General features: G+C 70.7%; 28 protein-coding genes. 18 read left to right on the top strand and 10 right to left on the bottom strand.

What is annotated here, in order from left to right; all coding sequences use genetic code 11:
• Positions 1 to 29: 29 nt before the first annotated feature.
• Positions 30 to 719: an LON peptidase substrate-binding domain-containing protein gene (locus F6J84_RS09240; RefSeq protein ID WP_150973204.1), complete on the bottom strand. Its 690-nt coding sequence runs from the start codon at positions 717 to 719 to the stop codon at positions 30 to 32.
• A 48-nt stretch (positions 720 to 767) separates the two neighbouring features.
• The gene (locus F6J84_RS09235; protein ID WP_150973203.1) at positions 768 to 1,673 is read right to left on the bottom strand and encodes a VOC family protein; all 906 of its coding nucleotides are present in this window, start codon (positions 1,671 to 1,673) and stop codon (positions 768 to 770) included.
• A 31-nt stretch (positions 1,674 to 1,704) separates the two neighbouring features.
• Here F6J84_RS09235 and F6J84_RS09230 point away from each other — a divergent pair, with 31 nt between their 5' ends.
• The 5 genes from F6J84_RS09230 (at position 1,705) to F6J84_RS09210 (ending at position 6,057) form a co-directional block, all read left to right on the top strand.
• Complete coding sequence (locus tag F6J84_RS09230; protein ID WP_150973202.1) at positions 1,705 to 2,106, top strand: YchJ family protein; 402 nt, start codon at positions 1,705 to 1,707, stop codon at positions 2,104 to 2,106.
• Positions 2,107 to 2,206: 100 nt separating this feature from the next.
• Entirely contained in the window at positions 2,207 to 2,881 is a 675-nt protein-coding gene (locus F6J84_RS09225; protein WP_150973201.1) for an SDR family oxidoreductase, read from the top strand.
• Positions 2,882 to 2,929: 48 nt separating this feature from the next.
• Positions 2,930 to 4,057, top strand: coding sequence for an NAD(P)-binding domain-containing protein (locus tag F6J84_RS09220; RefSeq protein ID WP_150973200.1), 1,128 nt, complete (start codon positions 2,930 to 2,932; stop codon positions 4,055 to 4,057).
• A 34-nt stretch (positions 4,058 to 4,091) separates the two neighbouring features.
• A complete protein-coding gene (locus F6J84_RS09215; RefSeq protein WP_150891723.1) occupies positions 4,092 to 4,664 on the top strand; it encodes a flavin reductase family protein in 573 nt (190 codons plus the stop codon).
• Between the two features lie 130 nt (positions 4,665 to 4,794).
• On the top strand, positions 4,795 to 6,057 hold the full coding sequence (locus F6J84_RS09210) for an MFS transporter (RefSeq protein ID WP_238702436.1): 1,263 nt from the start codon (positions 4,795 to 4,797) through the stop codon (positions 6,055 to 6,057).
• Here F6J84_RS09210 and F6J84_RS09205 read toward each other — a convergent pair.
• Positions 6,006 to 7,133 (bottom strand): hypothetical protein, encoded by a 1,128-nt coding sequence (locus F6J84_RS09205; RefSeq protein WP_150973199.1) that lies wholly within the window; start codon positions 7,131 to 7,133, stop codon positions 6,006 to 6,008. The two genes, F6J84_RS09210 and F6J84_RS09205, sit on opposite strands and share 52 nt — an antisense overlap.
• Before the next feature lie 225 nt (positions 7,134 to 7,358).
• On the opposite strand from F6J84_RS09205, the gene trhO reads away from it, so the two are divergent.
• The 4 genes from trhO to F6J84_RS09185 are packed head-to-tail and all read left to right on the top strand — an operon-like array spanning position 7,359 to position 10,506.
• A complete protein-coding gene (gene trhO / locus F6J84_RS09200) occupies positions 7,359 to 8,276 on the top strand; it encodes an oxygen-dependent tRNA uridine(34) hydroxylase TrhO (protein ID WP_150973198.1) in 918 nt (305 codons plus the stop codon).
• Between the two features lie 43 nt (positions 8,277 to 8,319).
• Positions 8,320 to 8,886, top strand: a complete 567-nt coding sequence (locus F6J84_RS09195) for a ribonuclease H family protein (RefSeq protein ID WP_150891720.1) — start codon at positions 8,320 to 8,322, stop codon at positions 8,884 to 8,886.
• Between the two features lie 24 nt (positions 8,887 to 8,910).
• Positions 8,911 to 9,960, top strand: a complete 1,050-nt coding sequence (locus tag F6J84_RS09190; protein ID WP_150973197.1) for a zinc-dependent alcohol dehydrogenase family protein — start codon at positions 8,911 to 8,913, stop codon at positions 9,958 to 9,960.
• A gap of 33 nt (positions 9,961 to 9,993) precedes the next feature.
• Positions 9,994 to 10,506, top strand: a complete 513-nt coding sequence (locus F6J84_RS09185; protein WP_150973196.1) for a glycine cleavage system transcriptional repressor — start codon at positions 9,994 to 9,996, stop codon at positions 10,504 to 10,506.
• Between the two features lie 18 nt (positions 10,507 to 10,524).
• Here F6J84_RS09185 and F6J84_RS09180 read toward each other — a convergent pair whose 3' ends face one another.
• Positions 10,525 to 11,103, bottom strand: coding sequence for a hypothetical protein (locus F6J84_RS09180; protein WP_150973195.1), 579 nt, complete (start codon positions 11,101 to 11,103; stop codon positions 10,525 to 10,527).
• A gap of 183 nt (positions 11,104 to 11,286) precedes the next feature.
• Between F6J84_RS09180 and F6J84_RS09175 the strand changes: the two genes are divergently transcribed.
• Positions 11,287 to 12,144 (top strand): aldo/keto reductase, encoded by an 858-nt coding sequence (locus F6J84_RS09175; protein WP_150973193.1) that lies wholly within the window; start codon positions 11,287 to 11,289, stop codon positions 12,142 to 12,144.
• A 67-nt stretch (positions 12,145 to 12,211) separates the two neighbouring features.
• On the opposite strand, the gene F6J84_RS09170 is transcribed toward F6J84_RS09175, so the two are convergent.
• Entirely contained in the window at positions 12,212 to 12,379 is a 168-nt protein-coding gene (locus F6J84_RS09170; RefSeq protein WP_150973192.1) for a methionine/alanine import family NSS transporter small subunit, read from the bottom strand.
• Entirely contained in the window at positions 12,376 to 13,977 is a 1,602-nt protein-coding gene (locus tag F6J84_RS09165) for a sodium-dependent transporter (protein ID WP_150973190.1), read from the bottom strand. Before F6J84_RS09165 ends, F6J84_RS09170 begins: the two co-directional genes overlap by 4 nt.
• A 181-nt stretch (positions 13,978 to 14,158) precedes the next feature.
• On the opposite strand from F6J84_RS09165, the gene F6J84_RS09160 reads away from it, so the two are divergent.
• Positions 14,159 to 14,788 (top strand): GyrI-like domain-containing protein, encoded by a 630-nt coding sequence (locus tag F6J84_RS09160; RefSeq protein WP_150973188.1) that lies wholly within the window; start codon positions 14,159 to 14,161, stop codon positions 14,786 to 14,788.
• 4 nt (positions 14,789 to 14,792) lie between these two features.
• The gene (locus tag F6J84_RS09155) at positions 14,793 to 15,872 is read left to right on the top strand and encodes a DNA glycosylase AlkZ-like family protein (RefSeq protein WP_150973186.1); all 1,080 of its coding nucleotides are present in this window, start codon (positions 14,793 to 14,795) and stop codon (positions 15,870 to 15,872) included.
• A gap of 7 nt (positions 15,873 to 15,879) precedes the next feature.
• On the opposite strand, the gene F6J84_RS09150 is transcribed toward F6J84_RS09155, so the two are convergent.
• Positions 15,880 to 16,959, bottom strand: a complete 1,080-nt coding sequence (locus F6J84_RS09150; RefSeq protein WP_191905624.1) for a DNA polymerase IV — start codon at positions 16,957 to 16,959, stop codon at positions 15,880 to 15,882.
• A 119-nt stretch (positions 16,960 to 17,078) separates the two neighbouring features.
• On the opposite strand from F6J84_RS09150, the gene F6J84_RS09145 reads away from it, so the two are divergent.
• The 6 genes from F6J84_RS09145 to F6J84_RS09120 all read left to right on the top strand — a co-directional run bounded on the left by F6J84_RS09145 (position 17,079) and on the right by F6J84_RS09120 (position 23,077).
• Positions 17,079 to 17,822 (top strand): histidine phosphatase family protein, encoded by a 744-nt coding sequence (locus F6J84_RS09145; RefSeq protein ID WP_150973182.1) that lies wholly within the window; start codon positions 17,079 to 17,081, stop codon positions 17,820 to 17,822.
• Positions 17,806 to 18,696 carry an NAD(P)H-hydrate dehydratase gene (locus tag F6J84_RS09140; protein WP_150973181.1) on the top strand — a complete coding sequence of 297 codons (891 nt, stop codon included), beginning with the start codon at positions 17,806 to 17,808 and terminating at the stop codon, positions 18,694 to 18,696. Before F6J84_RS09145 ends, F6J84_RS09140 begins: the two co-directional genes overlap by 17 nt.
• 109 nt (positions 18,697 to 18,805) lie before the next feature.
• On the top strand, positions 18,806 to 19,384 hold the full coding sequence (locus tag F6J84_RS09135; protein ID WP_150973179.1) for a PadR family transcriptional regulator: 579 nt from the start codon (positions 18,806 to 18,808) through the stop codon (positions 19,382 to 19,384).
• 55 nt (positions 19,385 to 19,439) lie between these two features.
• Positions 19,440 to 21,119, top strand: a complete 1,680-nt coding sequence (locus tag F6J84_RS09130; protein ID WP_150974762.1) for an ABC1 kinase family protein — start codon at positions 19,440 to 19,442, stop codon at positions 21,117 to 21,119.
• A gap of 55 nt (positions 21,120 to 21,174) precedes the next feature.
• On the top strand, positions 21,175 to 21,972 hold the full coding sequence (locus tag F6J84_RS09125; protein ID WP_150973177.1) for an isocitrate lyase/PEP mutase family protein: 798 nt from the start codon (positions 21,175 to 21,177) through the stop codon (positions 21,970 to 21,972).
• Between the two features lie 169 nt (positions 21,973 to 22,141).
• A complete protein-coding gene (locus F6J84_RS09120; protein ID WP_150973175.1) occupies positions 22,142 to 23,077 on the top strand; it encodes a squalene cyclase in 936 nt (311 codons plus the stop codon).
• A gap of 72 nt (positions 23,078 to 23,149) precedes the next feature.
• Here the strand turns inward: F6J84_RS09120 and F6J84_RS09115 are convergent, their stop codons facing one another.
• The 3 genes from F6J84_RS09115 to msrB all read right to left on the bottom strand — a co-directional run bounded on the left by F6J84_RS09115 (position 23,150) and on the right by msrB (position 25,409).
• Entirely contained in the window at positions 23,150 to 24,238 is a 1,089-nt protein-coding gene (locus tag F6J84_RS09115) for a type I restriction endonuclease (protein ID WP_150973173.1), read from the bottom strand.
• Between the two features lie 158 nt (positions 24,239 to 24,396).
• Positions 24,397 to 24,945, bottom strand: coding sequence for a peptide-methionine (S)-S-oxide reductase MsrA (gene msrA, locus F6J84_RS09110; RefSeq protein ID WP_150891708.1), 549 nt, complete (start codon positions 24,943 to 24,945; stop codon positions 24,397 to 24,399).
• Positions 24,942 to 25,409 carry a peptide-methionine (R)-S-oxide reductase MsrB gene (gene msrB, locus F6J84_RS09105; RefSeq protein WP_150973171.1) on the bottom strand — a complete coding sequence of 156 codons (468 nt, stop codon included), beginning with the start codon at positions 25,407 to 25,409 and terminating at the stop codon, positions 24,942 to 24,944. Before msrB ends, msrA begins: the two co-directional genes overlap by 4 nt.
• Positions 25,410 to 25,490 lie beyond the last annotated feature (81 nt).

Raw genomic sequence — 25,490 nt, 5'->3', positions numbered from 1 at the left:
TAGGGCTTGACGGCCCGGGCGGTGACGGGTCAGGGGCGAGGACCGGATCCGTCCGGTTCGTCGTCCCCCTCGCCGAGGAGATCGGCGAGCGCCTGATCGAAGTCGTCGTCCGCCGCGGCAGCGGTCAAGGTGGGCTCAGCCTCGATGACGAGGTCCAGCGTGCGGCCGAGCAGCTCGCCGGTGGTGCGGGACTGCAGCAACGCCTGCTGGTCCAGCGGGCCGAGCGGCGCGATCCCCGCCAGTTGCCAGGCGGAGGTCACCGGGTCGTCCGCGATGTCGATCCCGGGGTCCCAGGTGCCGTCGGAGAATTCGGCGGCACGAGCCAGCACCCGACGGACGGAGTGCTCGACCTCGTCGCGCAGTGGCGCCAGCTCCTCCTTCCACTCCAGGGAGGGGAGCGCGGACACCACCGCACGGGGGTACGGCGCGTCGTCGAGCCACTCGGTGACCCGGATGCGGGTGCCGCCGTAGGCGACGACGATGATGTCCTCGGCGCCCGGGGTGATCCGGGTGATCCGGGCCATCGTGCCGACCGTGAAGCGTTCCTCGCCCCCGCCGGCCTCATGGCCGCGCTCGATGAGCGTCACCCCGAACTCCGGCTCCTCGAGGTCGAGCAGATGACCGAGCATCACCCGGTAGCGCTCCTCGAAGATGCGCAGCGTGAGCGGCATCGCCGGAAGCAGGACGGTGCCGAGCGGGAACATCGCGACCGGTTCCATCGCCCCAGTCAACCACTCCGGGGCGGCTCGAGGGCGGTCGCCGCCGGGTCAGCGCGCGAGGAGCTCGTCGACCCCGGTGCCGGGCAGCGTGACGGTGACGCGGGTGCCCCAGGGGTCTGTGGTCGTCACCGTGCGCCCGTCGTCGCCGAAGGCGAGGCCCGCGGTGCGCAGCCGGTCCGCCAGGGCATCGAGCTCCGCGCGCTCGGGGACCGTCAGGGCCACCTCGCCGAGTCCCAGGCTCGCGGCCCGGGGGCCCGCGCCTGCGCTGCGCCAGGTGTTCATCGCGACGTGGTGGTGGTAGCCGCCCGCGGAAGCGAACAGGGCGCCCGGGTAGGACGCGATGGTCGCCTCGAATCCGAGCGCGTCCACGTAGAAGGCGCGCGCCGCCGGGACGTCCCCGACCTGCAGGTGGACGTGCCCGACGCTGCCGGCATCCAGCGGTGCGGCGTCGAACACCTCCTGTGTCAGATGCGTCTGCAGGTAGAGGTTCGGATCGAGGTACTCCGTCGCCATCTGCACCTCGCCGTTGATGTGCTGCCAGAGGTCCCGGGCACGGTCGGTGTAGAGCTCGATCCCGTTGCCCTCCGGATCGGTGAAGTAGAAGGCCTCGCTGACGAGGTGGTCGCTGGAACCCGCGAACCGGCTCCGTGGATGCTGCGCGGTGCGGTAGACGGTGGCGGCGAGGGCGGCGGGTGAGTCGAAGAGGAAAGCCGTGTGATAGAGGCCGGCCTGGCGGGGATCCGCTTCGGGGAGCCCCGGGGTGTGTACGAGGCGGACCATCGGCGTGCCCGCGCGACCGAGCACCCGATGCACCTCGCGGCCCCGCGTGCTCTCCTCGATGGGGCTGAGTGCCAGCGCGTCCGCGTAGTAGCCGGACATCCCCTCCAGATCACCGACCCGGAGGGTGACGGCGTCCATGACGGTGTTCGGGTGGAGGGTGCGTGCGTCGGCCATGACGGATCGCAACAACGGTTAGGCTCCGGATATGCCCGGCTTCGCCAGATTGGATGACGCGGACCCGTGCGCCTGTGGCAGCGGCTCCTCTTTCGGGGACTGCTGCGCGCGCGCCCTGCGCGGCACGCCGCCGGCCACCGCGGAGGGACTGATGCGCTCCCGGTACACAGCCTTCGTCGTGGGGGACGCCCGTCATCTGCGGGAGACCTGGCACCCTGGCACCCGACCGGAGGACCTCGTCCTGGACCCGGCGACCGAATGGCGCGGCCTGGAGGTCGTGGACACCGTCGACGGCCTGCCCGGCGATCGTCGCGGGTGGGTGGAGTTCCATGCGCGTCACCGCGACGGCACGGTCGACGGCGTGCTGCACGAACGGAGCCGGTTCGTCTGGCAGAGCGGCCGGTGGTGGTACCTGGACGGCGCCGTGCGCTGACGTGACGGCAGCCGGGCACTCCCGGGGCCTGTCAACCCGTGGGGGTGCGGCGACCCCGCTCCCTAGGGTGGAGGGCACCACGACCCGAAGGAGTACTTCCATGGCCCGCATCCTCATCCTCGGTGGGCACGGCAAGGTCGCCCTCCTGCTCGAGCCGCTCCTCGTCGACCGCGGCGACGACGTGACCGCGGTCGTCCGCAACCCCGATCACGTCCCCGATGTCGAGGGCACCGGGGCGACCGCGCGCGTCGCGGACGTGGAGCAGCTCGACGTGGTCGCGCTCGCCGAGCTGGTGCGTGGCCACGACGCGGTGGTCTGGTCGGCGGGTGCCGGCGGCGGAAGCCCCGAGCGCACGTACGCCGTGGACCGCGATGCCGCGATCAGGTCGATGGACGCCGCCGTCCGTGCCGGCGTTCCCCGCTACGTGATGGTGTCCTGGATCGGATCGTCCTCGGATCACGGGATCGACCCGGACGACGCCTTCTTCCCGTATGCGGACGCGAAGCTCGCCGCGGACAACCACCTGCGCGACACCCCGCTGCGCTGGACGGTGCTCGCGCCCGGCGCACTGACCCTCGATCCGCCGACCGGACGCATCACCACGAGCCCGAAGGGCGACGCCGCGGTGCCGCGCGCCGATGTCGCGGCCGTGATCGCTCAGTCGCTGCTCGAGGAGACGACGATCGGACGCACCATCCGGTTCGGCGGCGGGGACACCCCGATCGCGCGGGCACTCGCCGACGAGCGCCCTCGTCATCCGCAGCCCCACGCCTGAGCCGCATCCCGGAGGAATGCCCGGCCCGGCGGCCGCGTTGTGCCGGGTATGCCCGAGGAGACCGCCGACGTCGATGTCGATGTCGTCGTCATCGGGGCGGGCCAGGCCGGGCTGTCCGCGGCGTACCACTTGCAACGCCGCGGCTATGTGCCGCTCGGGTCGTCGACGGGCGGCGAGCGGACGTACATCGTGCTGGATGCGGAGGAGCGTGCCGGCGGCGCGTGGCAGCACCGATGGGCGACCCTCCGGATGGGGACCGTGAACGGCATCCATGAGCTTCCCGGCCATCCCGTCCCCGCCGCGGACCCGCAGGCGCCCGGCCGTGAGGTCCTGCCGGAGTACTTCCGCGAGTACGAGGAGCGGTTCGGTCTCGCCGTGCGCCGACCCGCGCGGGTGCGCGCCGTCCGCCGGGCGAGCGATCCGGCCGCGGGGCTGCTCGTGCAGACGCGGGATGAGACCTATCTCGCGCAGTACGTCATCAACGCCACCGGCACGTGGAGCCGTCCGCACTGGCCGGCGTATCCCGGCCGGGAACGGTTCCGCGGTCGCCAGCTGCACGTGCACGACTACGTGTCCGCCGAGGAGTTCGCCGGAAAGACGGTCGTGATCGTGGGCGCGGGGATCTCCGCCGTGCAGTTGCTGGACGAGATCTCGCGGGTCGCCCGTACCTTCTGGGTGTCGCGGCGCCCGCCGGTGTGGCTCGATGAGGAGTTCGACACCCCCGCCCGGATCGCGGCGATCGCCGGCGTCGAGGAGCGCGTACGCCGTGGCGACCCGCCGGGCAGCGTCATCTCCATCACCGGCATGCACTGGACGCCGTGGGCACGTGCCGCGCAAGCGCGCGGTGTACTCGTGCCCCACGAGATGTTCCGCGCGATCGAGGAGGACGGCGTGCGGATGCCGGACGGCACTCTCGTGCCCGCGGACGTCATCCTCTGGGCCACGGGCTTCCGCGCCGCCCTCGACCATCTCGCCCCGTTGCGGCTGAGGACGCGCGCCGGGGGAGTGCGCGTGGCGGACTCGCGGGCGGTCGACGAACCCCGGCTGTTCCTGATCGGGTACGGCCCGTCCCAATCGACGGTCGGGGCGAATCGCGCCGGCCGATCCGCCGTGCGACAGATCCTCGCCGACGCCCCAGCGGTTACCGCCTCGTTTCCTCGTATTGCGTCATCGTGATCTCCTCGTAACAGGAAGGATTTACGTTCTACTTATGACCACCGTCCCTTCGCACTCCATTGACCAGCTGGCCGCGCACGAGCGCGCGATCAGCGCCTCCCTGTCCGCCGACGAGTTCAAAGCGCTCTTCCGCGGGCACCCGGGCGGAGTGGCCGTGATCACCGCGGAGGGTCCGGACGGTCCCGTCTCCCTGACCGCTACCTCCGTGTCGTCGGTCAGCGTCGACCCGCCGCTGCTCATCTTCTCCATCTCCGCGCTCTCGTCCGCCGCTCCCGCCCTCCTGGCCGCGGAGACGGTCGTGGTCCATCTGCTGGACAGCGACGACCTCGACGTGGCGAAGCTCGGCTCCACCAGCGGCATCGACCGCTTCGCCGACCGCGACTCCTGGTCCCGGCTGGTCACCGGCGAGCCGGTGTACAACGGGGTACGGGCGTGGGTGCGCTGCAGCATCATCGAGCGCATGAGCGCGGGCGGCTCCACGGTCGTCGCCGCGCACGCGCTGCAGTCCGGGCTGAACCGCGACGTGCAGCACGGAGAGCACGGCAACGCGCTGGTCTACCACAACCGCACCTGGCACCGGCTCAGCGAGGACTCGCGCATCGACTGACGGATGCGGAACGCGGGTGACGCGGCACTGAGGGCGATCGTTCAGGGGAGCGCCCTAGACTGACCCGTTGCGTGTGCAACTACCTGCTGGCGGAGCAAGGCGGCACGCCGCCACTCCTTCGGAGGTTGCCTTGGCATCCGATCCCGACGATCGCACCCTGATCCAGCACACCGGATGGGGATACTTCCCCATCGCGTTCATCGCACGCCTGCCGTTCGCCATGATGGTCGTGGGTGTCCTCACGCTCGTGACCAGCGCCACGGACTCGGTCGCCCTCGGCGGACTCGCATCCGCGGCCGTCGGCATCGGCGTCGTGGTTGCCGGCCCGCTCATCGGGGACGCCGTCGACCGGCACGGTCAGCGCACCGTGCTGGTGCCGATCGGCCTGCTGAACGGCGTGCTGCTGGGCGTCTTCCCGCTGGTGGTCTTCTCCGGGATGCCGCCCGCCATGATCCTCGCCGTCGCCGCCCTCATCGGGATAACGGCGCCGCAGGCCGCCGCCATGAGCCGCAGCCGTGTGATCGCGATCATCCGCGACCACCTCCATCCGGACCGGCGGCAGCGCACCTTCTCCCGCGCCATGTCCTACGAGTCGGCAGCCGACGAGACGGCCTTCGTCATCGGGCCGTTCCTCGTCGGGATCCTCGCGTCGTTCGTCGCCCCGTGGGCGCCGATCGCCATCGCCGCCGCGCTCAGCTTCACCTTCGTGACCGCCTTCGCCCTGCACCCCACCGGTGTCGTCGCGACGTCCGACGAGTCCGAAACGCCGGTACGTGCCCCGTTCTCGGCGGTGCTCGCGCCCCGCGTCCTCGTGCTCGTGGGCGCGACCTTCGCCGTGGGCCTGTTCTTCGGGACGACCCTCACCTCGCTGACGGCGTTCATGGGCGAACGGGGCGAGGGGTCCGAGGCTGGGCTCCTCTACGGCCTCATGGGCATCGGATCCGCCGTCCTGGCCCTGGCGGTCGCCTTCCTGCCGTCGCGGTTCGCCCTGCGCTGGCGCTGGATCGTGTTCGGCGGAGTGATGCTCGCCTCCGCGGTCGCGTATGCGATGACGGACACCGTCGGCGGGGTCGTCGTCGCGCTGCTGCTCATGGGCCTCGGCGTCGGGCCGGCGCTCGTGACGATCTTCAGCCTGGCCGGCGCGCGCAGCCCCGAGGGTCGCTCCGCCACGACCATGACGCTGCTGGCATCGGCGTTGACCCTCGCGCAGGCCCTCGCGTCGGCCGTCACGGGGGCGGTGGGGGAGAACGTGAGCGTCACCCTCGCGCTGTCGTTCCCCGCGTTCTCCGCCCTGCTGGTGCTCGTGTTCGGCGTGCTCAACCTCGCGGTGGCCCGCGGGGCTCACAGGCTGGGGTACACCTCGACCGTCGCGTCTGCGGGCAACGGCTCGTAGAAGACGACCTCGAACGGTGAGGAGGGATCCCCGCCGGGTTCGAGGGGGTGCCACTGTGCCGCGATGATCGTCCCGGTGGCGTCGCGGGCCACGACGGTCACGGCGGGATACGCCGGTGCCACGGCGGAGGTGACGGTCGCCGTGCCCGTGACGGTCGTGCCGATCTCATCGGTCGTGGTCTGCACGTCGGAGACGACGAGCGCGCCGAGCTCCTCCGCGTCGAGCAGCCTGCCGTCCTCGGCCGGAGGGAGGCCGACGGTGACGTCCGTCCCGGGCGCGTCCGAAGGGACGCCGATGAAGTATCCGCTGATCGCCGAGGTGCCGGGATAGAGCGATACGTAGTCGGAGGTGATGGCGACGACCCCACCGTCCGCGTCGGTCAGCTCGAGGTCCACGAGCGAGTCCTCGAAGACGGCGTCCGCGTTCGGGTTGTCGACGATCACGGTGTACCACCACACGTCGTCGTCGTTCGGAAACGGAGCGGCGGCCGCCTCGAGCACGAGGGGTGCCTCGGCGGCGCCGTAGACCCGCTCGTCCTGGACGGGCGGGCTCGGGATGCTCTCCGCGGGCCGGCTCTCGCCGCCCATGCCCCAGAGGCCGCCGAAGCCGACGAAGAACACGCTGATCAGGACGCCGGCGACGGCGACCACCCCGCCGAGCACGGAGGTGATCAGCGCCGCGATGCTGAGGCCCTTCCCTCCCTGCCGGGGGCTGACGAGGGCGACGAGTGCGCAGACCAGTCCGGCGAGCAGGAGCAGCCCGGTGAGGAAGCCGAGGACGGGAAGGAAGGCCAGCAGCACTCCCACGGCGGCGAGGACGAGCGCGGTGACGGCGAGCGCCCGGGGGCGCGGGTCCGGACCGGAGCCGGCCGGTCCGGGAGGGAGCCGCCGGGGGGACCCCCAGCCCCGGGGAGGGGGCGGTGGTGCGTAGCGCGGGGTGTCGTATCCGTCGGCGATCTGTACCGGCGGTGCCCCGGGAGAGGGCTGCACCAGTCTCGGCGGTCGGGACCCGGACGGCTGCGGCGCCCGGGCTCCGGGGTAGCGGTCAGGACCGGACGGGGGCTGCTCGTCGCTCATCGCACGTCTCCTCTGCGGCCGGATGCCGAGTGCTCCGAGCCTAGGGTGTGCGGCGTCCGGCACGAGGGAACTGTGGAGAAGCCGGCACCCGTGCCACCGGTCCGATCCGGGCGCGCCCCGGAACAGGGTGAGCGCGGTCACGACGATGAACGATACGGCGGTGCCCGCTCCGGTCACCGCCCCCATGGACACCCCGCCCACGGCGTGACCGCCTACGATTGGCCGGTGCCCGTCTCGAAGATCCTGCTGTTCTATCGCTTCACCCCTCTCGCCGACCCGGAGGCGGTTCGCCTGTGGCAGCGGGACCTCTGCGAGTCCCTGGGCCTGCGCGGTCGCATCCTCATCTCCCGGCACGGGATCAACGGCACGGTCGGCGGAGAGCTGAACGCCGTCAAGAAGTACCGGCGCAAGACGCTCGGCTATGCGCCCTTCGCGGACATGGATGTGAAATGGTCGGCGGGATCCGGCCTCGACGACGAGGGCCGCAGTGTCGATTTCCCGCGGCTGTCGGTGAAGGTGCGGGACGAGATCGTGAGCTTCGGCGCCCCGGACGAACTCGCGGTCACGGCCGCCGGCGTCGTCGGCGGCGGGACGCCGCTCGCCCCGGATGCCGTCCACGACCTCGTGTCCGAGCGCGGGGACGACGTCGTCTTCTTCGACGGGCGGAACGCGTTCGAGGCGGCGATCGGACGGTTCCGGAACGCGGTCGTGCCGTCCGTCGAGACGACGCGCGACTTCGTCGCCGAGCTGGACTCCGGCCGATACGATCACCTCAAGGGCAAGCCGGTGGTCACCTACTGCACCGGCGGGATCCGCTGTGAGGTGCTCTCGAGCCTCATGGTCGCCCGCGGCTTCCAGGAGGTGTACCAGCTGGACGGCGGGATCGTGCGGTACGGCGAGCGCTTCGGCAACGCCGGGCTGTGGGACGGCTCGCTTTACGTGTTCGACGGCCGCGAATCCGTGACCTTCGGGGCGGATGCCGAGGTCATCGGTTCCTGCGCCGGCTGCGGTGCGGCGACGTCGCGGATGGTGAACTGCGCCGATGACTGCACCCGGCGGCTCGTCCGATGCGACGCGTGCGCCGGGCGGCCGCTGCGCTGCGCGGAGCACGCGGCCGGCGCGCGGGGAGCGGTCACCGCCTGAGCGTGGGGGAGAACGCACGCGCGGGAGCTGGGAGAATGGGCGGATGCCTCCCGCGCCCGACTCCCCGCTCGACCGATACACCGTGGCGACCGACGGGGCCTGCAAGGGCAATCCCGGGCCGGCCGGCTGGGCGTGGGTCGGTGAGGACGGCCAATGGGCGGCCGGCTCCCTCCCCTCGGGCACCAACAACATCGGCGAGCTGCTGGGTCTCCTGCATGCCATCCGGGACCACCAGCACGTCACGCAGCTGACCGTCCAGGCCGACTCTAAGTACGCCATCGACACGTACTCGTCCTGGATGGACGGGCACGCGCGGCGGGGCTGGGTCACCAGCGCGAAGAAGCCGGTGGCGAACCGCGAGATCCTCGAGCAGTTGATGGCAGCGCGTGAGGCGCGCCGTGCCGCCGGACTGCCGCCGGTCGTGCTCGAGCACGTCCGCGGGCACAGCGGGCACCGGCTGAACAGCTGGGCGGACGAGCGGGCGGTGCGCGCGGCCCAGCACGCCGCCAAGGGCGAGGAACTCATCTGGACCTCGCACCGGGGTCTCGAGCCTCTCGACGTCACGGTGGATCCGCCCCGCAGCGCGGGGGACAGGGTCGGGCGGCGTTAGCCCCCTCGGCCCTAGGCTCGGAGCATGCTCGCCACCGTCATCCACGCCGCCCGTGACATCCGCCTCGAAGACGTCCCCCGGCCGCAGCTGTCCACCGGTCGCGATGCGATCGTCCGGGTCGTCGCGTCCTGCGTGTGCGGATCGGACCTCTGGCCGTACCGGGGCGTGACGCCCACCAAGGCGCCGCATCGCATCGGGCACGAGTTCGTCGGCGTCGTGGACAGTGTGGGCGAGCAGGTCTCGGCCGTGAAGCCGGGCGATTTCGTGATCGCGCCGTTCTACGTGTGCGACGGCACCTGCGTCAACTGCCGCAACGGCGTCAGCACGTCGTGTCTGAACGGCGGATGGTGGGGCGGCGAGGTGCGGGAGGAGGGCTTCGCGGACGGCGGACAGGGCGAGTACGTGCGCGTGCCGCTCGCGGACGGGACCCTCGCGGTCGTGCCCGGACCCGTCGCGGATGAGGAGATCCCGGGGCTTCTCACGCTCAGCGATGTGATGGGGACCGGCCACCACGCGGCTGTCTCGGCCGGCGTGGAGGCCGGGGACACGGTCGCCGTCGTGGGCGACGGTGCCGTGGGCCTGTGCGCGATCATCGCCGCGAAGCGGCTCGGGGCGGCGATGATCATCGCGATGTCGAGGCATCCGCAGCGGCAGGCGCTCGCGCGCGAGTTCGGGGCGACGCACATCGTGGAGGCGCGCGGGGACGAGGGGGTCGCCGCCGTGCAGGCCCTCACGGGCGGGATCGGTGCGGACCGGGTGCTCGAATGCGTCGGCACGCGGGAGTCCATGGACCAGGCGCTGCGCTCGACGCGTCCGGGCGGGATGGTCGGGTACGTCGGCGTCCCGAACGGCGGCCCGGAGCTGCCGGTGCGTTCCATGTTCAACCGCAACGTGGGAGTGAACGGCGGAGTCGCACCGGTGCGCGGGTACGTCGCGGAGCTGATTCCGGACGTGCGCTCCGGCGCCATCCGGCCGGGGCTGGTCTTCGACCTGGAGCTGCCCCTGACGGCGGTGGCCGAGGCCTACGCCGCGATGGACGAGCGCCGCGCGACGAAGGTGATGCTGCGCCCCTGACGACGGCGTCCCCCCTGGCCTACGCTGAGCGGCATGACAACGCTTGTGCTGACCGTGGTGGGCAACGATCGCGCGGGTCTGGTCGCCGCCGTGGCGGATGTGGTCGCCGATCACGGGGGGAACTGGGAACGCAGCCAGCTGGCGGAACTGTCCGGTGCCTTCGCCGGGATCGTGGAGGTCTCCGTCCCGGCAGCCCGGACGGAATCGCTGCGTGCCGCACTCGGGGCGATGGAGGGGCTCATCGCGATCGCCGTCCCTGCGGCGGGCCCGCATCCGGCGGCGGGTCCCGCTCGACTCATCTCCTTCCAGGTTCTCGGCAACGACCACCCCGGGATCGTCAAGGAGATCACCTCCGTGCTGCGTGGCCGGGGGGTCAGCATCGAGCGGATGACGACCACCACACGGGACGCCGCGATGGCCGGCGGGCAGCTCTTCGACGCGTCGATCGCCGCGTCGGTGCCCGCCGACGTCGACGTCGACCAGTTGACGGCGGAACTCGAACGCCTGGCCGCCGAGATCCAGGTCGACGTCACGGTCGGTGACTGAGCCGCAGCTCCGGGACGACTAATCCGCGGTGGGCGTGTCCGACGGCGGGAGCAGCTCGAACAGCGGCGACGGGGACGAGGTGTCCTCGGGGGCGCCGGGGACCATCAGCGGGGGAGCCGGGTCGGTGGTCCCCGAGTCGGGGTCGCCCTCATCCGGGATGTCCTCCGGCGGCGGGGTGTCGTCGGGCGTGGGGACGGGAGTCGGCGTCGGCGTCGGCGTCGGCGGGCCCGGCGTGTGTACAGGGGGAGTCGGCGATGGCGTCGGGGCCAGCTCCGGCTCGGGCTCGGGCTCGGGCAGGACCGGAGCGGACTGCGAGACGTCCGGCGCCCAGGGTGGCCGTTCCGGTGCGGGACGAGGGGCGATGAGTTTGGGAGCGCCGTCGGCGTCCACGATCTCGTGCGGGGGCTCCATGCCCAGGGAGGTGTCGATCCGCTCGGGTGCGTCCACGGCGTCGACGACGAGGACCTGCGCGGGAACGGACGACCGGGCGTACGACGAATCCGGGGGCGAATTGAGCGCGATCACCGTCACGGCGGTCACCGCGAGGGCGCATGCTGTCGCTGCGGTGGCGGTCACCACGATCCGGTGCGGGCGCACGGGTCTCCTCTCGCTGCACCGAGCGTCACGGCGCTCGAAACTCGGTGTCAGGTCGTACGGGGCGGTACCCATACTCACGCGATCGGCGGTGAGAGTCAACGTGAGCACTCCCGGGTGAGCCGATCGCGCAGACGTGCGCCGGCGGAGGTCCGCGCGCCCGCCGCGGTCCCTAGGCTGGGACGCATGACAGAGCACGCCCCCCAGAACGCCATCCCCCGGATCCCCCTGAACTCCGGATACGACATCCCCCAGCTGGGATACGGAGTCTTCAAGGTCGACCCCGCTCAGACCGAGAAGCTCGTGAGCGAGGCCCTGGAAGTGGGCTATCGGCACATCGACACCGCGGCCATCTACGGGAACGAAGAGGGGGTCGGCCGCGCGATCGCCGCCAGCGGGATCCCCCGCAAGGAACTCTTCATCACCACCAAGCTGTGGAACGACCGTCAGGCAGGCGACGACCCCCGCCGAGCACTCGAGGAGAGCCTGACGAAGCTCGGCCTGGAGCACGTCGACCTGTACCTCGTCCACTGGCCGGCACCGGCAAACGGCAACTACATCAATGCCTGGACGCAACTGATCACCCTGAACGAGGCCGGGTTGAGCCGGTCCATCGGGGTCTCGAACCACCTGGTCGAGCATCTCGAGAAGATCGTGGCCGAAACGGACACGCTGCCCGCGGTCAACCAGATCGAGCTCCACCCCGCCCATCAGCAGCGCGAGGTCGCCGAGTGGTGCCGTTCCCGTGGCGTGCACATCGAGGCATGGGGCCCGCTCGGTCAGGGCAAATACGATCTGTTCGGCACGCCCGCCATCCGGGACGCGGCTTCGGCGCACGGCCGCACCCCCGCGCAGGTGGTGCTGCGCTGGCACCTCCAGACCGGCAACATCGTCTTCCCCAAGACGACCAGCCGCGACCGGATGGTGGAGAACATCCGCCTCTTCGACTTCGAGCTCTCCGACGCCGAGATCGACGCGATCACGGCGCTGGATCCGGGCGACGGATCCGGGCGCGTGGGCGCACACCCCTCCGAGCTCAACTGACCCGGTCCGCTCCACGTCGGCCGCGGCCGCACTCCGGTGCGACCGCGGTCGACGTCTGTGCGAGGTCTCAGGTGTCCCGGGCGATGATCGGCGTGTCCTCGCGCTCGTCGTCCTCGCCGCCGGGAGGGAACGAGCTGCGCTCCGGCCGTGCACGCAGGTACAGGACGCTCGCGATCAGGCCGCCCCAGAGGATGACCACAGCCAGGACCAGGAAGACGACGGCGAGCGCGCTCATCGGGACCCCTCCTTCGCCGCTTCGGCGGTATCGCGTGCGGGCGGGAACGGTGGCCAGGCTGCGAAGTCGTCGGGGGACCGGCGCCAGGCCATGACGGAGAGCACGATCGCCGCGACGACCGCGAACGCGATCGTCCCCCATCCGAAGAGGAGCAGGTACCACTCCGGCATCCCGCCGTAGCCCTCCAGGATCAGCGTGATGATGCGCTGGATCAGCATGTAGGCCAGGACGATCGGGCCGAGCACGCCCACCAGGAAGATCCAGATCCGCCCGACCTGGAAGGTCGAGACGGCGTTCAGGTGATAGCGCAGCTCGGGGCCGCGCCGGAGCACCCAGATGATGAGGATCGTCATCAGCACGGCCGAGGCGACGATGCCGATGTTGTTGGCCCACTGATCGGTGACGTCGAGGGCGAGGAGCCCCGTCGTGGTGGAGAACAGCAGGATCGACAGGATCGCCGACACCCCGCCGACGCCGAGGGCGGCCGCGCGCCGGGACAGGCCGAACTTCTCCTGCACCGCCGCGGAGACCACCTGCAGGACCGACACGAGCGACGTGAACCCGGCCATCGTGAGCGAGCCGAAGAACAGGCACCCGAAGAGCGGGCCACCCGGCATCTGGGACACGATCGCCGGGAAGGTGATGAAGCTCAGGCCCACCCCGGTGAGACCCTCCAGGTCATCGATCCCGACGCCCTGCTGGACGGCGAAGAAGCCGAGCGTGGCGAAGACGCCGATGCCGGCGAGGATCTCGAAGGACGAGTTCGCGAAGGCCACGACGAGTCCCGGACCGGTGAGGTTCGCCCTGCGACGCCGGTAGGAGGCGTAGGTGATCATGATGCCGAAGGCGATGGACAGCGAGAAGAAGATCTGGCTGTACGCGGCGATCCACACGTTCGGATCGCCCAGAGCCGCCCAGTTCGGGGTGAACAGCGCGTCCAGACCCACCGGAGCGCCCTCGAGGAACAGCGCGCGCACGACGAGGACGAGGAAGGCCACGACCAGCAGGGGCAGGAAGACGACGTTGACGCGCTGCAGGCCCTTCGCGACACCCGCCCCCAGCACGACGATCGTCACGATCCACACGAGGGCGAGGGGGAAGAGGACGGCAGGCACGAATTCGAGGCTGAAGCCGGGGTCCCCGACATGGAGGTAGTCGCCGGTGAAGAAGGCGGCCGGGTCATCGCCCCAGCGCAGGTCGAAGGAGAAGACGAAGTAGCTCAGCGCCCAGGCGATCACGGCCGTGTAGTAGAGCCCGATGACGAAGGCGATCGTGACCTGGAACCAGCCCAGCGACTCCAGCCAGCGTGCCCGCGGGCCGCCGAGACGGCGCAGCGCGGTGGGAGCCGCGCCGCGGAACCGGTGGCCGATGGCGTAGTCCAGGAAGAGGATCGGGATGCCGGCGGTGAGGAGGGCGACCAGATAGGGGATCAGGAAGGCACCGCCGCCGTTCTCATAGGCCACACCGGGGAAGCGCCAGATGTTGCCGAGCCCCACCGCAGATCCGATGGCCGACAGGATGAACCCGACCTGACCGGTCCACTGCTCGCGTGGAGGGGGGTTCGGGGATGTGGCGGGGGTCGCCGCGGCGTGGCTCATTCGCGTTTCCTCCTGCGCTCGTGGGGCGGTGCGGGTGGCCCGACGGTACCAGCGACACCGGGCGGTGCGCGAGAGGTTGCCGGCCGATCGGGCCGGACTCGTCCGGACGTGACGGGCGATGACGGAACGGCGTACTCTGGCCTCGCCCGCGGCGCCGGCGCCGGGTGACCCAGGAGGCGCGATGAAGACCGACCTGAAGAAGGAGCTCGACTCCTACCGCGCCGCAGCGGGGGTCTTCCGCTTCCTCGACATCCCCCCGCTGCACTACCTCATGATCGACGGCTCCGGCGATCCCAACACGTCCCCGGCGTACCGGGATGCCGTGGCCACCCTGTTCGCGATGGCGTACCGGCTGAAGTTCCTCAGCAAGCGCGAGCTGGAGCGCGATTACGTGGTGATGCCGCTCGAGGCGCTCTGGTCGTCCGCCGACATGGCGTCGTTCACCAGCGCCCGGGACAAGACGCGATGGGACTGGACGGCGCTCATGCTCGTGCCGGAGTGGATCATGCCGGAGCACGTGACCCGCGTGCGCGACGACCTGGACGACGACGACGCGCCCGCCCGCGGCATCCTGCGACTGCAGACCCTGGACGAGGGGACCTGCGTCCAGACCCTGCACGTGGGCTCGTACGACGACGAGGGTCCCGTGCTGCGGCGGATGCACGAGGAGGTCATCCCCGGGCGGGGCATGACGATGACGGGTCGCCACCACGAGATCTACCTGAACGATCCGCGCCGCACCGAGCCCGCGAAGCTCAAGACCATCCTGCGTCAGCCCGTGACGGGTGCCTCTGCCGGCGGAGCGGACTGAGCCGATGCCGCACCGGCTCACCCAGGACCAGGCCCGTCGGATCGTCGTGCGGGCACAGCTGCTGGACGCCGAGCGACCCGGGGACGTGGTGGAGGTCGCGGAGCAGATCGGCTACATCAAGATCGACCCCACCGCGACGATCGCGTCCTGCGAGCACACCATGCTGTGGACCCGTATCGGATGGCCCTACGAGCGGGGGCAGCTCGCCAAGGCGGTCGAGGACGACCGCATGCTGTTCGAGCACGAAGGGGCGTTCCGCCCGATGAGTCTCCTCCCGCTCCTCCTCCCGGAGATGCGGCAGTATCCCCGGCACGAGAGGCCGAAGCAGTGGCTCGAGGCCAATGCCCGGTTCCGCCGGGACGTGCTGGACCGGCTGCGGGCCGAGGGCCCGTTGCTCGCGGCCGAGATCCCGGACACGGCGCAGGCGTCGCGGGCCTCCGACGGCTGGTACGGGCCGAACCAGGTCCCGCACATGCTGGAGTGCCTGGCGCGGCGGGGCGAGGTGGCGGTGGTCGGACGGGACGGCCGGCATCGGAGGTGGGACCTCGCGGAACGCGTCTATCCGCAGGACCTCCCGGAATACCCCGCGGAGGAAGCGGCTCGGCTCCTGGCGGAGCGACGCCTGCAGGCAGCCGGGATCGCGAAGCAGCGCTCGCCGTGGTCCCCGGTGGGAGACGCGGGGGAGGCCGCGACCGTGGAGGGCAGCCGCTGGAGATTCCGGGTCGACCCCGAGGCGCTCGCCGCCCTCGAGGAGGAGAGCGCGGGCCGGGTCGCCCTGCTCAACCCGTACGACAGCGCGCTCTACGACCGTCCGCGCCTGAGCGAGCTGTTCGGGTTCGACTACGTGCTTGAACAGTTCAAGCCCCAACCGCAGCGCCGGTACGGCTTCTTCGCGCACCCGATCCTGATGGGGGACCGGTTCGTCGGGATGCTCGACGCGGAACTCGACCGCAAGCAGGAGGTGCTGCAGGTCACCGCGGTGCACGAGTTCCTGCCGTTCGAACCCGAGGAGAGCGCCATGCTGCGCGCCGAGATCCTGGACCTCGGAGAGTGGCTCGGCGTGCCGGTGGCCGGGCTCGCCTAGCGTGCGGTCACCATCCGCCCCGGGTGGGGGTGTGTCCCTCGCGCGCATCCTCCGGCATCCGGAGCTCGGCGCGCACGCCGAGCAGGCGGACCGGACGACCGGGCTCGATCCGCTCCAGGAGCGTCATCAGCTCGGCGGCGACGATGGCGGGATCGGTGGTCGCCGGGACCCGGTGGGTGAACGTCCGTGTCATGAACGGGGCGTACCGCACCTTGAGTCCCACCCCGACGACCGGCCGCTGCTCCTCCGCCACATCGGCCAGCACGCGTTCGATCAGCTCCCCGGCAGCCTGCCGGAGCAGGGCGGGATCGGTCAGATCCTGCGGGAAGGTCGTCTCGCGTCCGTGCCCACGGGCGACCCACGGTGTGTCGTCGACGACCGCCGACCCCTCCCCGCGGCCCAGCTGCCGGTACCACGGCCCCATCTTCGGACCGAACGCCGCCGCGAGCTCCGGTGCATCCGCGTCCGCCAGGTCGGCGACGCTCCGGATGCCGAGGGCGGCGAGCCGTTGGGAGATCCTGCTGCCGATTCCCCAGAGGTCGCGGGTCGGGCGCTCGCCCATGACCTCGAGCCAGTTCTCCGCGGTGAGCCGGAAGACGCCGCGCGGCTTACCCAGATCGGTGGCGTTCTTCGCGCGGACGAGGGTGTCGCCGATGCCGATGCTGCAGTGCAGCGCGGTCCGTTCGAGGACGGCGCTGCGTACCCGCTGGGCGTAAGCCTCCGGGTCTTCGGTGCGCACGCCCAGGAAGGCCTCGTCCCAGCCGAGCACCTGCACCACGGCCCCGGGCTGTTCGCGGAGGGTCGCCATCACCTCTTCGGACGCGGCGGTGTAGACCGGGGCGTCGACGGGGAGGATGACGGCGTCCGGCGCCTTGCGCGTGGCGATCCGCAGCGGCATCCCGGACCCGACGCCGAAGGCACGCGCCTCGTACGACGCGGTGGCGACGACGGCGCGCTCACCGGGGTCGCCGTGCCCGCCGACGATGAGCGGCTTCCCCGCGAGCTCGGGGCGTCGCAGGACCTCGACGGCGGCGATGAACTGATCGAGGTCGACGTGCAGCACCCAGGACGCTGCGCTCTCGGTCATGCGCACCAGTGTGCCCCGTCGGATCGGTGCGCGCGAGGGGCCGGGCGCCGCCTCTCCCTCGCCATCGGGGTTCGCGCAACCCCCGGTTCCGGACCGCAGTGCGTCCTTATCGTGAGGGCATGGTGGTGACGACACTCTGGCTGGTCCGCCACGGCGAAAGCGTGGGGAACGTCGCGGCGACCCGCGCGGAGCGTGAGGGACTCGATCGCGTGCCCGTGGAGATACGCGATGCGGACGTGCCGCTGTCGGCGACGGGGGAGCAGCAGGCTCGGGCGCTCGGGCGCTGGCTGGAGGAGGAGCGGGAGGACATCGGGGCGTTCTGGGTCTCGCCCTATCTCCGTGCCCGGCAGACGCTGGAGATCGCGATGGGCGCGCGCCCCGGTCCCGTCGGGATCGACGAGCGGCTCCGTGACCGCGAACTCGGGATCCTCGACCTGCTGACCGCGCGGGGCGTCGCGCGGCTGCATCCGGAGGAGGCGGAACGCCGCCGGCACCTCGGCAAGTTCTACCACCGGCCCCCCGGAGGCGAGTCCTGGGCGGACGTGGCGCTGAGGCTGCGCTCGGTCCTTCCGGCGGTCCTCGGGCAGGAGGGCCCGTCGGCGCTCATCGTCGCGCACGACGCGGTCGTCACGCTCATCGCGACTCTGCTGCTGAACATGCCCGAAGAACAGCTCCTGGAGTTCGCGGCGGCCAATCCCGTGTTGAACGCCTCGGTGACCAAGCTCGACCGTGCCGGTGCCGGCTGGGAGGTGTCCGCCTTCGCCGATGTGGGCCACCTCCGCGAGCAGGGTGCCGACGTCACCGTGCACCAGGGCACGCCGGATGTGCAGGGAGAAGGAGACCACGATGCCGGAACCGACTGAACCCGACCCCGCTCGGACCGAGGAGGCCGGTCGCGCGACGGCCGTCACCCCCGACCTGCTCCGCGGCTGGGGCCTGCCCGACCCGGGAGAGGACAAGAAGTCGCGCGGCGACGTCGTCGTGATCGGCGGTTCCCGGCGCACCCCGGGTGGCGTGATCCTCGCCGGTGAGGCGGCCCTGAGGGTGGGAGCCGGGCGTCTCGGGGTCTTCGTCCCCCGGTCCATCGACGCCCATCTGGGCGCGGTGCTGCCGGAGGCGGCGATCAACGCGTTGCCGGAGCAGGCGAGCGACCCGTTCGAGGATCCGGCGCGGGAGACGATCGCGCGTGCCGACGCCGTCCTGGTCGGCCCCGGGTTCGACGACGCCGAGGAGACCCGCGACACCCTCGAGGCGGTGGCCGACGCGGGTCCCCGCGCTCTCGTCCTCGACGCGTATGCGCTCGGCGTGCTGCCCGGCCTCGACCGCACCCTGCTGCCGGACCGGCTGCTGCTCACCCCCAACCGGGAGGAGCTGGCGATCCTGCTCGACGAGGGGTCGGATCCCGATGCCCTGACGGACCTCGCGGCAGCCGTCGGCGAGGCCGCCCGCAGATACCGTGCGGTCGTGACCTGCTACGACGTCGTGTCGGGGCCGGACGGAGAGAGCTGGCTGGTCGGCGGTGGTGGTCCGGGGCTGGCCACATCCGGCAGCGGCGACGTCCTCGCCGGCGCGATCGCGGGCTTCGTCGCCCGCGGCACCGCCTTGTCGCGCGCGGCGGTCTGGGGATCGTGGGCCCATGCTCGGGCCGGGGAGCGACTCACCGAACGCCTCGGTCTCGGCTTCCTCGCCCGGGAACTCGCCGCCGAGCTGCCGTTCGCGCTCCGTGAGGTCGGATGACCGGGTTTCCCGACCCTGGGAGTTCCCTCCGGACCCGCGCCCGGCAGCACTGAGCGATATATCGTTATATATCGCCGAGCTTCCGATGCCCGGCGCAGAGGAGGTCATCATGAGCGGTTCATTCATGGGCGACGCATTCGGCGCACGCGGTCGGGGCGCCGGGGACAACTGGTCGATGTCGAGTATCTGGGACGCGATGGACCAGCTGCGTTCCACGTTCGAGCAGAAGGTCGGCGGGGCGACCCGCATGCAACGCGGCGACGTCCGTGCCGCGGTGCTGGCACTGCTTTCCGAGCGGCCGATGCACGGCTACCAGATCATCAACGAGATCGGCGAGCGCAGCGGTGGTTCGTGGAAGCCGAGCCCCGGGTCGGTGTACCCGACGCTCCAGCTCCTCTCCGACGAGGGTCTGATCCGCGCCGAGGAGTCCGGCGGACGCAAGACGTACTCCCTCACCGACGAGGGTCGTCTGGTCGCGGCGGAGGAGACGGGCCGCTCGGCTCCGTGGGAGACGTCCTCGAGCGGGCGGGACAGCGGCAAGCACGGTGCCCTGCCGAAGGCGGGCGTCGACCTGGCGCAAGCGGTCGCACAGGTGGCGCGCACCGGCAACCCAGATCAGGTGAGGGAAGCGGTCGCCGTCCTCGACGACGCGCGACGTAAGCTCTACTCCATCCTCGCTCAGGACTGACTGCGTACCGTCGGCACGCCGGCGTCAAGGAGGCTCGGTGGCCGACGGTTCCGGGATGCGTCCGCGCTACCGCCGCATCATGCGGTTCGCCGCGCGATATCTCATCCAGTCCTGGTGGTACGAGCTGTTCCTGCCGCGACTCGGCCTGGGGGTCATCGCCGAACGGACCCGCGCGCAGCGGATGCGCAGGATCGCCCGGCGCTTCCACGCGCTGGCGGTGGATCTCGGCGGGCTCATGATCAAGGTGGGGCAGTTCATGTCGTCGCGGCTGGACGTGCTGCCGCCCGAGATCACCTCCGAACTCGAGGGGCTGCAGGACGAGGTGCCACCGGTCGCGTTCCCGGCGATCCGGCAGCTCGCCGAGTCGGAGCTGGACATGTCGCTCGAGCGCGCGTTCGCCTCCGTCGACGAGGTCCCGCTGGCGGCCGCATCGTTCGGACAGGCCCATCGCGCCACCCTCGCCTCTGTTGATGCGGATGAGCTCGGGCTCGCGGATGCGGTCGTGAAGATCCAGCGTCCCGGCATCGAGCAGGTGATCGAGGTGGACCTGCGTGCGTTGCGCCGGGTGGCGCAGTGGCTGAGCCGGGTCCGGATCGTCGCGGACCGGGTGGACGTGCCGGCCCTCGTGGAGGAGTTCGCCACCACGAGTCTCGAGGAGATCGACTACATCCACGAGGCGGTGAACGCCGAGCGTTTCGCCGGGGACTTCGCCGACGACGCGCGGGTCGCAGTCCCCATCGTCGTCTGGGAGCGCACCACGACGCGCGTGCTGACCCTGCAGGACGTCACGGCGATCAAGATCAACGACGTGGATGCGCTCCGCGCCGCAGGCATCGACCCCTCCGCGGTCGCCGACCGGTTCGCGGCGGTGATGTTCGACCAGCTCTTCGTGAACGGGTACTTCCACGCCGATCCGCATCCGGGGAACATCTTCGTCACGCCACGGCCTGCGGATGCCGATCCGGCGGACGACGGACCGCCCTGGCGCCTGACCTTCATCGACTTCGGGATGATGGGCACGGTGCCGGACGGCCTGCGCCGTGGACTGCGGCGCCTGCTCATCGCCGCCGCCTCGCGCGACGGGAAGGGACTCGTCGAGGGCATCCGCGACGTGGGCGTCCTCCTCCCGTCCGCGGACACCACCGAGCTGGAGCGGGCGATGGTCCAGCTCTTCGCGCGATTCGGCGGGATGGGCTTCGCGGAGCTGCAGGAGGTGGACCCGAGGGAGTTCCAGTCCTTCGCGACGGAGTTCGGTGACACCATCCGCTCGCTCCCGTTCCAACTCCCGGAGAACTTCCTGCTGATCATCCGGGCCATGTCGCTCACCTCCGGAATGTGCAGTTCGCTCGACCCGGCGTTCAACATCTGGGATGCCGTCGAGCCCTACGCCGCGCGGCTGCTGCAGGAGGAGCGCGGCGACCTCGTGCAGACGGTCGCGCGGGAGGCTGCGTCGGTCGCCGGCATCGCGGCGCGCCTGCCCCGCCGCCTGGACGAGCTCACGACCCGGCTGGAGGGCGGACGGCTGACCGTGGAGACGCCGAAGCTGGACCAGAGGATCGGCAGGCTGGAGCGGCTGGGGCGCCGGATCGTGTCCGCCGTCCTCTTCGCCGGGCTGCTCGTCGCCGGGGTGGTCGCCCGCCCGGACGACCCGGTCCTCGGCACGGTGCTGATGGGGGTCTCCGCGCTGCCCCTGCTGCACGCCCTGTTCGCGGGCGTCGCCGCCAGGCGGAGGTAGACGGCATCCGGCGCCATCCGGCGCCATCCGGCGCCCCTGCCGGTACCGTTGCCCCATGACGACCGACACCCCCTCGACCATCGCGCCCGCTGATCGTGCCCGCAGGCTGTCCGCCCTCCACGCCGCCCCCGAGATCCTGCGCGTGGTGAACATCTGGGACGTCGTATCCGCCCGGGCGGTGCTCGCCCTCCCCGAGACGAAGGCCCTCGCGACGGCAGGCCACTCGATCGCGGCGTCCTTCGGCTACGCCGACGGCGCCATCCCGCTCGAAATCACGCTCGAGATGGTCGGTCGTATCGTGACGGCCGCCGGCGACGTGCCGGTCTCCGCCGACCTCGACGACGGGTACGCGGATGCGGGGGAGACGACGCGTCGCGCGATCGGCGTCGGGATCGTCGGGGCGAACATGGAGGATCGCCTGCGTCCGGTCGCGGAGGCCGCGGCGCGGGTCGAGGCGGTCGTCGCCGCAGGACAGGCGGAGGGCGTGCCCTTCGTCCTGAACGCCCGGACGGACGCGTTCGTGCGTGCGCCAGGACGGCCCGTCGAGGACTCCATCGCCGATGCGGTCACGCGCGGTCGCGCCTACCTCGCGGCGGGGGCCGACATCGTCTTCGTGCCCGGTGTGCTGGATGCGGAGGTGACGCGCCGGCTCGTCGAGGGCATCGGCGACCGGAAGGTCAGCGTCATCGGGCTCCCCGGGGCGCTCACCGCTGCGGAGTACGAGGCGCTCGGGGTCGCCCGCATCTCCTACGGGCCGACCACCCAGCGCGTGGCCCTGACGGCGCTGCAGGATGTCGCGGCGAGCCTCTACGCGGACGGCGTGATCCCGGAAGGAACGCGCGCGCTGAACTGACCCGGCTCCGGCCCGGTCCCCGTGCGATGGCAAGGCACCGGGGAGGACGGGGCGGGCGACCTCGATCCCGAGGAGCTCTGAGGCTGCCTCCGCCCGCCTGTTGGGGGAGGCGCGGGGAAGGGACCTTCGGGCACTCCCGCATCCTCAGGCGGCGATCTACCGTGGTCGAATGAAGGTCACGCCGTGGCTGCTCGATTCCGATCCCACCCTCCGCTGGCAGGTGGAGCGCGACATCGTCCGGGCCCCTGCGGAGATCTGGCAGGAGACCCGGTCGCGGATCGCGACGGAGGGCGACGGAGCGGCGCTGCTGGCCCATCAGGACCCGGACGGGCAGTGGGCGCAGGGGGCGTACTTCCCGTCGGATGCCGACGAGGAGGAAGACGGTCAGCCCTGGACCGCCACGACGTGGACCCTCACGACGCTCCGGGAGTGGGGGCTGGCGGCGGAAGCGCTCGCCGGGACGGCGGAGAAGCTCGAGGCGAACGCCCGGTGGGAGTACGAGGACCTGCCCTACTGGGGCGGTGAGGTCGACGTCTGCATCAACGCGATGACCCTCGCGAACGGAGCCTGGCTCGGCGCCGACGTGCGTGCGCTCGCCGACTGGTTCCCCGAGCATCAGCTCCCCGACGGCGGCTGGAACTGCGACTGGGTGGAGGGGTCCCGGCGATCCTCGTTCCACTCCACGATCAATGCGCTGATCGGCATCCTGGACTACGAGCAGCGCACCGGCGGCAGCCGCGACCTCCGGGTCGCACGGGCCCGAGGCGAGGAGTACCTGCTCCAGCGACACCTGCGCTACCGCTTGTCGGACGGCACCCAGGTGGGGCCCTGGGCCACGCAACTGCTCTATCCCATGCGGTGGCCGTTCAGCGCCCTGAAGGCGGTGGACTACTTCACCCGTGCCGCACACCACGACGGGGTCCCGCTGGATCCCCGGGTCGGAGACTCGCTCGGCCTCGTCCGCTCCCGCCGCCGCCGCGACGGGCGGTGGCGGCAGGAGGGGCAGCTCCCGGGCCGCGTGTGGTTCCCGGTGGATGTGCCCACCGGCGCGCCCTCCAAGTGGGTGACGTTCCTGGCGCTGCGCGCTCTCAACGAGCACCCCTGACGGGTCCGGTGCCAGGCGCAGACGCCCGGCGGAGTACTCGCACTCGGCGTGGGAAGGCTCTCACCGCCACACCTACCGATACCGGATCACCGCGTCGCGGATCGAATCCGCGTGCAAGTAAATTTCGTCAAGCGAACTGATCGGATGACGAGTCTCTACTTTTGCCTCGTCGAGGAGACCGAGGTACTTCTGCTTCGAGTTGAAATGCAGTCTCGCGATCGGCTTGCGGTTGTTGTCGTCGAGGAGGACTGCGAAGTAACTCTTGGCGTCGCGATGAGTGACGCGAACAGGCTTGATTTCGCCGCAAGCGATGGCCTTGACGATCTGATAGCCCTCGATCTCTTCGAGGGTGGTCGCGATTTCGGTGTCACGATCCAGGTCGTCCTGAGCCACCTGCTCGCTGGTCACAGAAGCGGTGCCCTCGTCGATGGGACGGATGCCGGCACCCGCGCCGAGTGCGGTCTTGAGACGGTCATTGACACTCTCCGTCAAGAACTGCCGTGACGCCTTGGTCACGAGAGAGGTGAACTGTTCTCGGACCCTCTGGGTGTAGGAGCCCTCGTATACCTTGGTAGCGAAGAACTTGATCCAGTCGTCACTGGGATCACGGAACTGGCCACCGATGGCGCGTTTGAGAGCGCCGACGTACTTGAGCTCCTCGGCGGCGCTAATGATTGATTCCAGGTCGAAAGTTTCTTTGCTGAGCTTCTTCACCTCGGGGATGAGAGTCTCGTCGATGTCGAGAAGGTCCAGGACCAGAAAGGGCTTGGCGTCCATTCGATTCGGCGCGTCGAGGTCCGTGTAGAACTGCCAGATCACGCCGTTGGTGAGCGCGGCGATTCGCGCATTGGTAGTGGAGAAGTACCGGAAGAGCTGTGACGCGTGCTCGATCTTCGGCGCGCCCGTGGATGCTTTGCACTCGATGAGGATCTGCACCTCACCATCACGCATGATCGCATAGTCGATCTTCTCGCCCTTTTTGATGCCGACGTCGGCCGTGAACTCCGGCACGACCTCCATAGGATCGAAGACGTCGTAACCGAGAATGGTCGAGATGAACGGCATGACGAACGCGTTCTTTGTCGCTTCTTCTGTACCGATCGCGGCAGCCTGATTGTGCACTTTGGTCGCGAGCGCGGATAGGCGGTCTTCGAACTCCATTGTTCCCCCCATTTTTGACAACTGTGGGGAGCCTAGCGGGCGGAGGAAACAGGAGTCGGACACTCGCCGGAAGTACCGAATCGTCGGTCAGATGCGCATCTGCCGACACGACGATGCCGCGACCCGTGGGCCGCGGCATCGTGATGGGGGGGTGTTCGTTACGCCGTCGCTGCGGTGTCCCGCTTCGGCAGCACCCAGCCGGGGCGCACGAAGTGGCACGTGTAGCCGTTCGGGATGCGCTGCAGGTAGTCCTGGTGCTCCGGCTCGGCCTCCCAGAAGGGTCCGGCGGGCTCGATCGTGGTGACGACCTTGGCCGGCCAGATGCCCGAGGCGTCGACGTCCGCGATCGTCTCGCGGGCGATCCGCTCCTGCTCGGGGGTGAGGGGGAAGATCGCCGAGCGGTAACTGGTCCCGATGTCGTTGCCCTGACGGTTCAGCGTCGACGGGTCGTGGATCTGGAAGAAGAACGCCAGGATGTCCCGATACGTCGTCCGTGCGGGATCGAAGACGATCTCGACCGCCTCGGCATGACCGGGGTGGTTCCGGTAGGTGGCGTGGTCGTTGGAGCCGCCGGTGTACCCGACGCGTGTGTCGAGGACACCGGGCTGGCGGCGGATCAGGTCCTCCACGCCCCAGAAACACCCGCCGGCGAGGACGGCGGTCTCGGTGCCGGGGGTTCGGGTGACGGTGCCGGTGTCGGTGGTCATGTGGCGTTCTCCTCTGTGGGGGTGGGGAAGAGCGAACGGTAGCTACCGTAGCCCTGCTCGTCGAGCTCGGCGACGGGGACGAAACGCAGCGCCGCGGAGTTCATGCAGTAGCGCAGCCCGCCCGCCTCCTGCGGTCCGTCCGGGAAGACGTGACCGAGGTGGCTGTCCGCCCCGGCCGAGCGCACTTCCGTGCGGGTCATCCAGAACGAGCCGTCGGTCACCTCGGTGACGACATCGGAGGCGATGGGCTTCGTGAAGCTCGGCCAACCCGTGCCGCTGTCGAACTTGTCGGTCGATGAGAACAGCGGCTGGCCGGACACGACGTCGACGTAGATGCCCTGCTCGTGGTGGTCCCAGTACCGGTTGCGGAAGGGAGGCTCGGTGCCCTCCTCCTGCGTGACGTGGTACTCGGTGGGGGTGAGGTGCTCGAGCGCCTCGGGAGTCCTGCGGTAATCGTGTGTCACGGTTTCCTCCTGGAGCGACGACGCTGGCTGCGGCGTCACCAGGTGGAACCGTGCCGGGTCCTGTTTTGGTCCCGCGAAGCT

The organism is Microbacterium caowuchunii (assembly GCF_008727755.1).
Taxonomy (GTDB): Bacteria; Actinomycetota; Actinomycetes; order Actinomycetales; family Microbacteriaceae; genus Microbacterium; species Microbacterium caowuchunii.
Note: the sequence above shows the minus strand (reverse complement) of the source record. Positions and strands in the feature narration are given on the sequence as shown.